The sequence below is a fragment of the Paramesorhizobium endophyticum genome (assembly GCF_014640615.1).
Taxonomy (GTDB): Bacteria; Pseudomonadota; Alphaproteobacteria; order Rhizobiales; family Rhizobiaceae; genus Paramesorhizobium; species Paramesorhizobium endophyticum.
The window spans coordinates 21,509-34,069 of record NZ_BMHH01000030.1 but is presented as its reverse complement, the minus strand read 5'-3'; the positions used below and the strand labels follow the sequence as shown (position 1 = coordinate 34,069).

12 protein-coding genes are annotated in these 12,561 nt (G+C 62.6%); all 12 read left to right on the top strand.

Translation table 11 applies throughout. The features are described 5' to 3' along the window. The first annotated feature begins 199 nt into the window (after positions 1-199). The 12 genes from IEX53_RS21665 to IEX53_RS21610 all read left to right on the top strand — a co-directional run bounded on the left by IEX53_RS21665 (position 200) and on the right by IEX53_RS21610 (position 12,214). Positions 200-2,176, top strand: a complete 1,977-nt coding sequence (locus IEX53_RS21665; protein ID WP_188826263.1) for a conjugal transfer protein TraG — start codon at positions 200-202, stop codon at positions 2,174-2,176. Positions 2,177-2,181: 5 nt separating this feature from the next. Then, positions 2,182-2,613 (top strand): CopG family transcriptional regulator, encoded by a 432-nt coding sequence (locus IEX53_RS21660; RefSeq protein ID WP_188826262.1) that lies wholly within the window; start codon positions 2,182-2,184, stop codon positions 2,611-2,613. Positions 2,614-2,785: 172 nt separating this feature from the next. Beyond that, on the top strand, positions 2,786-3,769 hold the full coding sequence (gene trbB / locus IEX53_RS21655) for a P-type conjugative transfer ATPase TrbB (protein ID WP_188826261.1): 984 nt from the start codon (positions 2,786-2,788) through the stop codon (positions 3,767-3,769). After that, complete coding sequence (locus IEX53_RS21650) at positions 3,766-4,098, top strand: TrbC/VirB2 family type IV secretion system protein (RefSeq protein ID WP_188826260.1); 333 nt, start codon at positions 3,766-3,768, stop codon at positions 4,096-4,098. Before trbB ends, IEX53_RS21650 begins: the two co-directional genes overlap by 4 nt. Beyond that, a complete protein-coding gene (locus IEX53_RS21645; RefSeq protein ID WP_188826259.1) occupies positions 4,098-4,379 on the top strand; it encodes a VirB3 family type IV secretion system protein in 282 nt (93 codons plus the stop codon). Before IEX53_RS21650 ends, IEX53_RS21645 begins: the two co-directional genes overlap by 1 nt. A gap of 12 nt (positions 4,380-4,391) precedes the next feature. Continuing rightward, the gene (trbE, locus tag IEX53_RS21640; protein WP_188826258.1) at positions 4,392-6,848 is read left to right on the top strand and encodes a conjugal transfer protein TrbE; all 2,457 of its coding nucleotides are present in this window, start codon (positions 4,392-4,394) and stop codon (positions 6,846-6,848) included. Continuing rightward, positions 6,845-7,597 (top strand): P-type conjugative transfer protein TrbJ, encoded by a 753-nt coding sequence (gene trbJ, locus IEX53_RS21635; RefSeq protein ID WP_188826257.1) that lies wholly within the window; start codon positions 6,845-6,847, stop codon positions 7,595-7,597. Before trbE ends, trbJ begins: the two co-directional genes overlap by 4 nt. Before the next feature lie 10 nt (positions 7,598-7,607). Further along, a complete protein-coding gene (trbK-alt, locus tag IEX53_RS21630; protein ID WP_188826256.1) occupies positions 7,608-7,901 on the top strand; it encodes a putative entry exclusion protein TrbK-alt in 294 nt (97 codons plus the stop codon). Between the two features lie 3 nt (positions 7,902-7,904). Further along, on the top strand, positions 7,905-9,275 hold the full coding sequence (gene trbL, locus IEX53_RS21625; RefSeq protein WP_188826255.1) for a P-type conjugative transfer protein TrbL: 1,371 nt from the start codon (positions 7,905-7,907) through the stop codon (positions 9,273-9,275). Beyond that, the gene (gene trbF / locus IEX53_RS21620) at positions 9,272-9,961 is read left to right on the top strand and encodes a conjugal transfer protein TrbF (protein ID WP_188826254.1); all 690 of its coding nucleotides are present in this window, start codon (positions 9,272-9,274) and stop codon (positions 9,959-9,961) included. The genes trbL and trbF overlap by 4 nt, the downstream gene beginning before the upstream one ends. Beyond that, positions 9,958-11,031 carry a P-type conjugative transfer protein TrbG gene (gene trbG / locus IEX53_RS21615; protein WP_188826253.1) on the top strand — a complete coding sequence of 358 codons (1,074 nt, stop codon included), beginning with the start codon at positions 9,958-9,960 and terminating at the stop codon, positions 11,029-11,031. Before trbF ends, trbG begins: the two co-directional genes overlap by 4 nt. Continuing rightward, complete coding sequence (locus tag IEX53_RS21610) at positions 11,018-12,214, top strand: TraB/TrbI/VirB10 family type IV secretion system protein (protein WP_188826252.1); 1,197 nt, start codon at positions 11,018-11,020, stop codon at positions 12,212-12,214. Before trbG ends, IEX53_RS21610 begins: the two co-directional genes overlap by 14 nt. The last annotated feature ends 347 nt before the right edge of the window (positions 12,215-12,561 follow it).

The following is a 12,561-nucleotide window of genomic DNA, read 5'->3' as shown; positions in this document are numbered from 1 at the left end:
CTGGCTCTTTATGAATCACTGAAAAGCTGATTTGGAAATCCTCAGGAAATGTATTCTCAAATGACGGCACGCCCTAAAAAGGAACAACGCTTCTTCCTGTATTTTTGCGCTATTCCGCGCTATCGCCCGATGACCATTTAACCCATCTTGAAATTCCCCGCCCAAACGTCCGACCTGTTCTCCGGAAGGAGATCGTCGGTTGTCGGGAACGAGGATTCTATGGGGCCAAATTGCCGTCGTCACGCTGATCGTGGTGACGGCCGTATGGGGAGCGACACAGTATGTCGCCTGGAACCTCGGCTTTCAGGCCCAACTTGGCCGTTCTTGGTTCGAGTTGTTTGAGATACCAGTCTATTACCCACCGGCTTTCTTCTGGTGGTGGTATCTCTACGATGCCTATGCCCCGCAGGTTTTCGCCAAAGGCGGGATGATTGCAGCGTCAGGCGGTTTCGTCTCGGTCGCCGTGGCAATCGGCATGTCGGTCTGGCGGGCGAGGGAGGCCAAGAATGTCGAGACCTATGGCTCGGCACGTTGGGCCGATAAAACAGAGGTGCAGGCGGCCGGACTTCTCGATCCGGACGGCGTCGTGCTCGGTCGGTATGAGCGGGAATATCTGCGTCATGACGGACCGGAGCATGTGCTGTGTTTTGCGCCGACCCGCTCGGGCAAGGGTGTCGGCCTTGTCATACCGACGCTCCTCACCTGGCCGGGCTCGGCGATCGTACACGACATCAAGGGTGAGAACTGGCAGCTTACCGCTGGTTTCCGCACCCGGCACGGTCGCGTCCTGCTGTTCGATCCGACCAATCCGAAATCGTCGGCCTATAATCCGCTGCTTGAGGTACGCCGCGGCGAGTGGGAAGTCCGTGACGTCCAGAACATCGCCGACATTCTGGTAGATCCCGAAGGCAGCCTCGAAAAGCGGAACCATTGGGAGAAGACCAGCCACGCGCTGCTGGTCGGCGCCATCCTGCACGTCCTTTACGCCGAGAAGGACAAGACGCTCGCGGGTGTTGCCGCGTTTCTGTCCGACCCGAAGCGGCCTATTGAGTCGACGCTCGCAGCCATGATGAAAACGCCGCATCTCGGCGAAGCCGGTCCGCATCCCGTTATCGCCAGCGCGGCGCGCGAGCTCTTGAACAAGAGCGACAACGAAAGGTCGGGCGTGCTGTCGACCGCCATGTCGTTCCTGGGTCTCTATCGCGATCCCGTCGTCGCAGAGGTAACGCGGCGCTGCGATTGGCGGATTTCTGATATTGTCGGTGGGGAACGGCCGACGACACTCTACCTCGTAGTGCCTCCTTCCGACATCAGTCGCACAAAACCGCTGATCCGCCTGATCCTCAACCAGATCGGCCGTCGGCTGACCGAGGACCTGGAGGCGAAGACAGGCCGCCATCGGCTGTTGCTGATGCTTGACGAATTTCCGGCTTTGGGCCGGCTGGATTTTTTCGAGTCGGCGCTCGCTTTCATGGCGGGTTACGGGTTGAAGAGCTTCCTGATCGCGCAATCGCTGAACCAGATCGAGAAAGCCTACGGGCCGAACAATTCGATCCTCGACAACTGCCATGTGCGCGTCAGCTTCGCGACCAATGACGAGCGGACCGCGAAGCGTGTTTCCGACGCGCTCGGCACCGCGACCGAGATGCGGGCGATGAAGAACTATGCCGGGCACCGGCTCTCGCCTTGGCTTGGCCATCTCATGGTCTCGCGGCAAGAAACCGCGCGCCCGCTGCTGACGGCGGGGGAGGTCATGCAGCTTCCGCCCACCGATGAGATCGTCATGGTTGCCGGCACGCCGCCGATTCGGGCGAAGAAGGCCCGCTATTACGAGGATGCCCGCTTCAAGGAGCGTATCCTGCCACCACCCGCGCTCTCGCTTCCAACGCATCCGAACGCCGACGACTGGAGTGCATTGGCTTTGCCGCCGCAACCGGAACTCACCGATCTGGTGAGCGAGGGTGCAAGCGACGACGAGGATCCGACCGAATCCGAACGGCGTAGGCAGCCCGAGCTTAGCCGCGTGCAGCCCATCGAGAAGAAAGCGCCGATAGAAAACGAGTTCGATCCGCCCGATGATGACGATGGCGCCGCAGCCAGCAGGCACTTTGCGCGGCTCGTGCAGGGCATGGCGCGCCAGGTATCCCTCGATCCGAACGACGGCATGGAGTTGTAGCTGCGATGGCCAGCCGAAAGAAGAAGATACAGATCTCCGTCTATCTCGAGCCGGACATCATGAAAATGCTCTCCGACTATGCCGCGCGCCGTGAGCAGTCGATGTCCTTGATTGCGGAAGCTGCCATCGCGTCCTTCCTGTCGCCCGACGATACGGAGCGGCGCGAGGCAATCCTCGCCAAGCGTCTCGATCAGCTGGACCGGCGCATGACCCGGCTGGAACGGGATGTCGGCATCGCCGTCGAGACGCTGGCCGTGTTCATCCGCTTCTGGCTTGCCACCACGCCCGCGCTACCTGAGCCTGCCGCGCAGGCCGCGCGCGCCAAGGCCGGAGAGCGCTATGACGCGTTCGTCACCGCTCTCGGACGCCGGCTGGCGAAGGGACCAAAACTTCAGCAGGAGATTTCCGAGGATATCGACGCGCCGAAGAGGGAATGAGCCAAGCCGCGAGGGAAGCCCATAGCGAATAAGGGTAAAACCGCCTTTCTCCTGTAATTGCACGCTACGCCCCTACGACATTAATTCCTTGTTGAATCGCACGGTATTCCGCTTTTTTTAATCACCTCCGTTGCGGGGAACATCCTTACGCCCCGCCAAGTACGGGGCCGACATGACTGCTACTCACCACAAACCGGAAGCGATCGCACGTGGCGCGCGGATGTTGCGCACGGCGCTTGGAGCCTCGATCACACGGTTTCTGGAAGATCCCGCCATCATAGAGGTGATGCTCAACCCCGATGGGCGGCTCTGGGTCGACCGGCTTTCAGAGGGGCTGGCCTATACGGGGGAGCATCTGTCCGCCGCCGATGGTGAGCGAATCATCCGCCTCGTCGCGCATCATGTCGGCGCGGAGGTTCATTCCCGCAGTCCCCGCATTTCCGCGGAGCTGCCCGAGACGGGCGAGCGCTTCGAGGGGTTGCTGCCGCCCGTGGTCACCGCACCCGCCTTCGCTATCCGCAAGCCCGCCGTCGCCGTATTCACGCTCGATGATTATGTCGCCGCCGGGATCATGACGGCGGAGCAGGCAGCGACGCTGCGCGTAGCCGTGCTTTCACGCGCCAATATCCTCGTCGCCGGCGGCACATCGACCGGCAAGACGACTCTGACCAATGCGCTGTTGGCCGAGATCGCCAAAACGGCCGACCGCATCGTGCTGATCGAAGATATCCGGGAACTGCAATGCGCCGCACTCAATCTCGTCGCCATGCGCACGAAGGACGGGACAGCGACCCTGTCCGATCTGGTGCGCTCGTCGCTGCGCCTGCGACCTGACCGCATCCCGATAGGGGAGGTGCGAGGGGCCGAAGCGCTGGACCTTCTGAAAGCGTGGGGCACCGGTCATCCCGGCGGCATCGGTACCATTCACGCCGGCAGCGCGATCGGTGCGCTGCGCCGCCTTGAGCAGCTCATCCAGGAAGCCGTCGTCACCGTCCCGCGCGCTCTAATCGCCGAGACCGTCAATCTTATCGCCGTGCTGTCGGGACGTGGCGCTTCGCGCCGGCTCGCTGAACTGGCTTGCGTCGATGGCATCGGCCCGGACGGGGATTACCGCATCATGCCTGCCGTTCTGCCAACATCCGGAGAACTCCCATGATCCACCGCTCCTTGCGCATTCGCCGATATATGACATCGGCAACATCCGGCTTCGCTCTGTCGCTTGCTATCTCGACGGTCGCTCACGCCGCCGGTTCTAACATGCCGTGGGAAGAACCCCTTCAGCAGATACTCGAATCCATCGAAGGGCCAGTTGCCAAGATCGTCGCGGTGATCATCATCATCGCCACCGGGCTGGCGCTCGCCTTTGGCGATACGAGCGGTGGCTTCAGGCGGCTGATCCAGATCGTCTTCGGCCTGTCGATCGCCTTCGCGGCGAGTTCTTTCTTCCTCAGCTTCTTCTCCTTCGGCGGCGGGGCGCTCGTCTGATGACGGCTGTTCTGGAACATGCCGAGGAGGCGCCGGGCTTCACCGTCACCGTCCACCGCGCGCTCACCGAGCACATCCTGCTCGGCGGTGCGCCAAGAAGCATCGCCATCATGAACGGGACGCTGGCCGGCGCCGTCGGCCTCGGTCTGCGGCTTTGGCTGGTTGGCCTCGCCATCTGGGCCGTCGGGCATTTCGTGGCAGTCTGGGCGGCGAAGCGGGATCCGATGTTCGTGGAAGTGGGCCGCCGACACCTGCGCATCCCCGGTTATCTCTCGGTCTGAGGAACGCGGGCCATGATGAACCTCGCCGAATACCGCCGCACCGCCAGCCGCCTTGCCGATTATCTACCCTGGGCCGCGCTTGTCGGCGAGGGTGTCGTTCTGAATAAGGACGGATCGCTGCAAAGGACCGCTCGGTTCCGCGGCCCCGATCTGGAATCCGCCGTTGCGGCCGAATTGGTCGCCGTCGCCGCGCGATTGAACAATGCCTTCCGCAGATTGGGAAGCGGCTGGGCCATCTTCGTGGAAGCGCAGCGCGAGGAGGCCGCGACCTATCCGGACAGCCTCTTTCCCGATCCGGCCTCGGCTCTGGTCGACGCCGAACGCAAGGCCGATTTCGAAGAGCAGGGCAGTCATTTTGTTTCCAGCTACTTCCTGACCTTTACCTATCTGCCGCCCGCCGAGGACGCGGCACGTACTGAAGGCTGGCTCTATGAGGGCCGCGAACGCTCCGGCGTCGACCCACATGAAATCCTGCGCGCCTTTATCGACCGCACCGCCCGTGTGTTGGCGTTGCTCGATGGTTTCATGCCGGAATGCCATTGGCTCAACGATAGCGAGACGCTGACCTATCTCCATTCGACCGTCTCGACCAACCGGCATCGTGTCCGTGTGCCCGAGACGCCGATGTATCTCGATGCGCTGCTGGCCGATCAGCCGCTGACCGGCGGCCTGGAGCCACGGCTTGGGCCGATGCATCTGCGTATCCTCACCATTGTTGGTTTCCCGACGGCGACCACGCCGGGAATTCTCGATGAACTGAACCGGCTCGCCTTTCCCTATCGCTGGTCGACGCGCGCGCTCCTGCTCGACAAGACCGACGCCTTCCGGCTGGTAACCAAGATCAGGCGGCAATGGTTCGCCAAGCGTAAGAGCGTAGTGGCGATCTTGAAAGAGGTGATGACCAATGAGGCCTCCGTTCTCGTCGATACCGACGCGGCGAACAAGGCCGCCGACGCGGACCTGGCGCTTCAGGAACTAGGCGCCGACTATGCCGGCATGGCTTATGTCACTGCGACCGTGGCCGTCTGGGACGAAGATCCTCGTCTGGCCGACGAAAAGCTGAGGCTGGTCGAAAAGATCATCCAGGGCCGTGACTTCACGGCAATGGTCGAAACCATCAATGCGGTTGACGCGTGGTTAGGCTCGCTGCCCGGGCATCTTTATGCCAATGTGCGGCAACCTCCCGTCTCGACGCTCAATCTCGCCCACATGATCCCCCTTTCCGCCGTGTGGGCGGGGCCGGAACGGGACGAGCATTTCGAAGCCCCACCCTTGCTTTACGGCAAGACCGAAGGCTCGACCCCGTTCCGGTTTTCCCTTCATGTCGGCGATGTCGGGCACACGCTGGTCGTCGGCCCGACCGGCGCTGGCAAGAGTGTACTGCTCGCCTGCATGGCGCTCCAGTTCCGACGCTATGAACGGAGCCAGATATTTGCCTTCGATTTTGGCGGCTCGATCCGTGCAGCCACGCTCGCCATGGGTGGCGACTGGCATGATCTCGGGGGTGATCTGACCGAGGGAGATGCTTTTTCCGCCTCGCTCCAGCCTTTGGCCCGCATTCATCTGGTACCTGAGCGGGCCTGGGCAGCCGATTGGATCGTCGCCATCTTGGCGCGCGAAGGCATCGCGATCACGCCTGATGTCAAGGAGCATATCTGGACGGCGCTCACTTCGCTCGCCTCGGCACCGCTCGAAGAGCGCACGATCACCGGCCTGACGGTGTTGCTGCAATCGAACGATCTGAAGCAAGCCTTACGCCCGTATTGCGTCGGTGGTCCCTATGGCCGGCTGCTCGATGCCGAAACCGAGTATCTGGGTAGCGCATCCGTGCAAGCTTTCGAGATCGAGGGTTTGGTTGGCACCGGGGCCGCCCCGGCGGTCCTGTCCTACCTCTTCCATCGCATCGGCGATCGCCTGGACGGCAGACCGACGCTTCTCATCATCGATGAGGGCTGGTTGGCGCTTGATGACGAAGCTTTCGCCGGCCAGCTCCGCGAATGGCTGAAAACGCTCAGGAAGAAAAACGCCAGCGTCATCTTCGCCACACAAAGCCTCTCGGATATCGACCATTCGGCCATCGCCCCCGCGATCATCGAAAGCTGCCCGACGCGACTGCTGCTACCGAACGAGCGTGCCATCGAACCGCAGATCACCGCCATCTATCGCCGGTTTGGGCTGAACGACCGTCAGATCGAGATCCTCGCGCGCGCCACGCCGAAAAAGGACTATTACTGCCAGAGCCGCAGGGGAAACCGCCTGTTCGAACTGGGCCTTTCCGAAGTCGGCCTGGCGCTCACGGCCGCATCTTCGAAATCCGACCAGTCCGCCATCGCCCGCGTCTTCGCCGAGCACGGCCGCGACGGCTTCCTTGCAGCCTGGCTTCGCCATCGGGGCGTCGATTGGGCTGCCGACCTCATTCCGGACCTCGCCAATCTCATCCCCCAGCCCGACAAGGAGGCTCAACCGTGAAGACTCGTCATTCCCATGCGGCGCTGTTTGCCGCTTCCTTTCTCACCCTCTCAGGTCCCGCTTCGCTGGTGCTTGCACCGCCGGCCTCCGCTGCCTGGATCGTCTACGACCCGACAAATTATGCGCAAAATCTCCTTTCCGCCGCCCGCGCGCTGGAGCAGATCAACAACCAGATCACCAGCCTGCAAAACGAAGCGCAGATGTTGATCAACCAGGCCCGCAATCTCGCCAGCCTGCCGCATTCGTCGCTTCAGCAGATCCAGCAATCGGTTCAGCGCACGCAGCAGCTTCTGTCCCAGGCGCAGAACATCGCGTTCGACGTCGGCCAGATCGACCGGGCGTTTCAGTCGAAATATGCCAATGTCTCGCTTTCGGCCACCGATGCGCAGCTTATCGCCGATGCCAAGGACCGCTGGAAGAACAGTGTCAGCGGCCTTCAGGACGCCATGCGCGTGCAGGCTACCGTCGTCGGCAATATCGACACCAACCGCGCCGAGATGTCGCAACTGGTCGGCCAGAGCCAGAGCGCGACCGGCGCGCTTCAGGCCACGCAGGCAGGCAACCAGCTTCTGGCGCTGCAGTCGCAGCAGCTTTCCGACCTGACGGCGCTGCTTGCCGCCAATGGCCGAGCCGCAGCACTGACCCAGGCCGAACGCGCTGCCGCCGCTGAACAGGGCCGCGTGCAGCGCCAGCGCTTCCTGACGCCGGGCTCCGGCTACACGCAAGGCAATGCCAAGATGTTCAACTAAGGGGAAGACTATGGACGGCAAACTGCTGGCCCGGCTGGGCGCCATCGTCTTCGTCTCTGTCGCGATTACCGCGACGGCAACCGAGATGCTCAGAAAAAGAGAGAACTCCGCGCCATCGATACGATCCCAGGCAGCGGCCGAAACGCCGGAAGATCCACTCCGCCTCGGCCAGCGCCGGTGCCAGCAGCTTGGGCAGGCTGCGGCGAGCGATGCCGAGTGCCTGCGCGTCTGGACGCAAACTCGCGACCGCTTTCTCGGCAGGACATCTGTGCGGGCGGCCCCACAAGCCACCGAAGGGCGGTGAACCATGGGCGGCAGCGGTGTCATCGACAATTTCCTTGGTGTTTTTACCTCCTATATCGATAGCGGGTTCGGCCTTCTCGGCGGCGAGGTCGCCTTCATCGCCACCACGCTGATCGTGATCGATATGACGCTCGCTGCCCTCTTCTGGAGCTGGGGCGCCGATGACGACATCATCGCCCGCCTTATAAAGAAGACCCTGTTCGTCGGGGCATTTGCCTATATCATCGGCAATTGGAACAATCTGGCGCGCATTGTCTTCGAGAGTTTCGCCGGCCTCGGCCTGCAAGCTTCCGGGACCGGCTTCAGCGCTGCCGATCTGATGCGTCCCGGCCGGGTGGCGCAGGTCGGCCTTGATGCCGGCCGCCCGCTGCTCGAATCCATCTCCGATCTCATGGGATGGGTGAGTTTCTTCGAAAACTTCATTCAAATCGCCTGCCTCCTCTTCGCCTGGGCGCTTGTGATCCTCGCCTTCTTTATTCTGGCGATCCAGCTCTTCGTCAGCCTGATTGAATTCAAGCTGACCACGCTGGCGGGGTTCGTGCTGATCCCATTCGGTCTCTGGGGCAAGACCGCCTTCATGGCGGAGCGCGTCCTGGGAAACGTCGTCTCCAGCGGCATCAAGATTCTGGTTCTTGCCGTCATCATAGGCATCGGCTCGACCCTGTTCAGCCAGTTCACCGCAGGCTTCGGTGGCGCCATGCCGACGATCGATGATGCAATGGCGATCGTGCTGGCCGCGCTTTCCCTGGTCGGTCTCGGTATTTTCGGACCGGGCATCGCCAATGGTCTTGTATCCGGTGGTCCGCAGCTCGGCGCCGGTGCGGCTGTCGGCACCGGCCTTGCCGTCGGTGGTGCGGCGCTGGCAGCCGGCGGAGCAGCTGGTCTAGCTCTGCGCGGTGGTACCGCAGCACTTTCCGGTGGAGCCGCCGCCGTCCGTGGCGGAGCGGCTGCCGCAGGCGCTGCCTCAGCCGCCTACAGCCTCGGCTCGATGGGGCAGACTGGAACAGCCAGCGTTGTATCCGGTCTCGGTGGTGTTGGGCGAGCGGCGGGTTCAGCCGCTGTCTCACCCCTCAGGCGCGCCGCCGCCCGCGCAGCAGAGGGCGTCAAAGCCAGCTTCTCGGAAGGCGTGAAGGACGGCTTCGTAGTAACCGGCGGCTCTTCCACGCTCGGTACCGTGGGCGATGACGCTGCCATGGATGCTTCCTTTGCTGGCACCCCGGCGGCTTCGCACGACGGCGCCCCCGATTGGGCCAGGCGCATGAAACGCAGCCAGCACTTCAGCCACGGTGTTTCCGCCGCCGCCCACGCCATCCGTTCCGGTGACAGCCATGGCGGCGACTCTTCCGTCAACCTTCAGTCAAGTGATCCATCATGAGCTTTTTCAAACGACCGGCAGCCCATTACGGCAAGACGCCACAACCCGAGACTCCCTATCAGAGAGCCGCGCAGGTCTGGGACGAACGCATCGGTTCCGCGCGCGTCCAGGCCAAAAACTGGCGATACATGGCATTCGGCTGCCTCGTTCTTTCGGCGGGCTTTGCCGCGGCGCTGGTCTGGCAATCGGCGCGCGGAACCGTCGTACCTTGGGTGGTCGAAGTCGACAAGCTCGGTCAGGCGCAAACCGTCGCCGCTGCCACGGCCAACTATCAGCCAACCGATCCGCAAGTAGCTTGGCATCTCGCAAGGTTCATCGAGCAGGTCCGGAGCATTCCCGCCGATCCGATCATTGTCCGCCAGAACTGGTTGCGCGCCTATGACTGGACGACCGACCGGGGTGCGGCGGCGCTAAACGACTTTGCGCGCAGCAACGACCCGTTCACCAAGGTGGGCAAGAGCCAGGCCGCCGTCGAAATCTCATCCGTCATCCGGGCATCGCCGGACTCCTTCCGCGTGGCGTGGATCGAGCGCCATTATGAGAATGGCCAGCTCTCCACCACCGAACGCTGGACGGCCATCCTGACCATCGTGATCCAGGCACCCCGCGACGCTGAAAGGCTCAAGGCCAATCCGCTCGGCATCTACGTTAATGCCATCAACTGGTCGCGGGAGATGGGCCAATGATCGCTATGATCCGCATATCTATAAGTCCGCCTTTCCGTAAATCCGCCTTGGCGCTTATCCTTCTTTCCGGGACTGCTCTGGCCGGCTGCGCTACACCGCAAAAGCCGCCTCAGATCAGCTATGACGCCAACGTCCCGCCGTTGCCGGCGGTGCCCACACCAGCTGTCGAGCAGCGGCCGCGCGCTCTGCATATTCCTCCAGCTTGGAAGGTGGCGCGGGGAGGGGCCGCGTCCGGCACGGCGACAGGCCGTGTCGAAAACGCCAACGCGGCGGCCCGCGTGGAGCCGCGCCGTGAAGGGTATTACAACGCAATTCAGATTTATCCGTGGAGCGAAGGCGCGCTCTATCAGGTCTATGCCGCGCCAAGCCAGATTACCGATATCGCACTCGAACCGGGCGAAAGCCTGACCGGAGCGGGACCGATCGCCGCCGGCGATACCGCTCGCTGGATCATCGGCGACACCGAGAGCGGCAGCGGCACGACGCGGCGCGTCCATATCTTCGTGAAGCCGACGAGGCCGGACATCTCCACCAACCTTGTCGTGACGACGGACCGGCGCGTCTACATGATCGAGCTGCGGTCAGGCGAGAAGCCCTATATGCCGTCGGTCGCCTGGGCCTATCCTCAGCCGCCCGCCAGCCAGCGCCGGGCCGTCCCCGCCACGCCGATCATTCCGACCATCGCAGCAAGGAACTATCGCTACGGTCTGACTGGCGACAGTCCACCCTGGAGGCCCGTTTCGGTCTATGATGACGGGCGCCGGGTCTATGTCGAGTTTCCGCGCGGCATCGTGCAAGGTGAGCTTCCGCCGCTGTTCGTAATCGGACCGGAAGGCGAAGCCGAAATCGTCAATACCCGCGTCTATGAGAACATCCTGATTGTTGACCGCCTGTTCGGCACCGCCGAGCTGCGCCTGGGCAGCGGCAAGCGCCAGCAGACCGTAAGGATCGTGCGCACCGATGGGAGGGTGAGGGGCGGTCTACTCTCTTGGCAGCAAAGCTTCGGCGGGGTTTCGAAAGCGGCGAACGCCGGCACCATAGGGGAGGGCAGGGCAGATGATCGGCAATGATATTGAAAAAGAAGTCGTACCAACGCCAACACCGTCAGTCGCGGAGTCCGCAGCTCCCATGCGGCTGCGCGCCGAGACGCCGCGTGTCACTCGCCTGTCGCGCAAAGTGCTGACCGGTGTCGGCATCGTCGCCGGTCTCGGCATAGGCGGGGCATTGATCTATGCTCTTCAAGTCCGCAACTCGGGGTCCGGTGGAGAAGAGCTTTATTCCACGGAGAACCGGCAAACGGCGGACGGGCTCGCGGGTTTGCCTCGCGACTACACCGGCCCGGCTCTCGGACCACCGTTGCCAGGAGATTTAGGACGGCCTATTCTCAACGCACAGAACCGTGGCCAGCCCGTGCCCCCATCTCCTGTGACGGCGCCGGCCGTCGATCCCGCTGAGCAACGCAGACTGGCGGAGGAAGAGGCCGCGAGAACCTCCCGTGTCTTCTTCCAGACCGAAACCCGGCCTGGATCTGGCGCGACCGCGCCGGACGCCGCCCCGTCGCTCAATCTCGCTGGCCTCGACCTTGCCGGTCAACTCGGCTCCACATCGGTGCAAGATCGCCAGCTCGCATTTCTGAATGCGGCCATCGACCGCCGCACCGTCGCGCCCGATCGCGTCATGCCGCCTGCATCGCCCTATGTCCTTCAGGCTGGCTCCGTCATCCCGGCGGCGCTCGTCACCGGCATCCGCTCCGATTTGCCTGGGCAGGTCATCGCCCAGGTCACGCAGCATGTTTACGATAGCCCGACCGGACGCATCCTGCTCGTGCCGCAGGGCACCCGTATCGTCGGCCAGTATGATAACAATGTCGGCTTCGGGCAGCGTCGCGTCCTTCTGGTCTGGGACCGGCTCATATTCCCCAATGGCCGGTCCATCGTCCTCGAACGCCAGCCAGGCGCCGACCTACAGGGCTATGCCGGTCTCGAGGATGGCACCGATTATCACTGGTGGGATATGGCGAAGGCCGCCGGTCTCTCCACGCTGCTCTCAGTTGGCGCGGAGCTTGCCATGGATGATGAAGATCGGCTGGTGCGGGCGATCCGGAATGGCGCGCAGGATACCATCAACGATGCCGGCCAGCAGATCCTTCGCCGACAGTTACAGGTCGCACCGACGCTGACGATCCGGCCCGGTTTCCCCGTTCGCGTCGTCGTCACGCGTGATCTCATTCTTGAGCTATATCAAGGAAAATGATGTTCCCACACGGCATCGTGCTGCTGGGGCAGCGTACCTGCTGTTTATAGATCCGAACGGCGAAGTTGATCTTCAACATCGGCCTTCTCTGTTCGGCAGGGGCCTAGGAGCAAGCGGCAGGCGAGCACGGCTCCGGCCGGATTGCCGCCCCGGAAGCACGGTTGTCGAACAGACAAGAGCAATTTGTCTTCGGCTTCGATCCTAGTCAGCAGAGGCCCACCGTATTGCCTCGGTGAAGGCGCAATTCTTTCACATTCCCGGAGCTAAATTTATTAACATATTTTAACATTCTGTGGTTTCAGCAATAATTTTCGAATTTCATTCCGAAGTTGATTTTTGACGCGCTT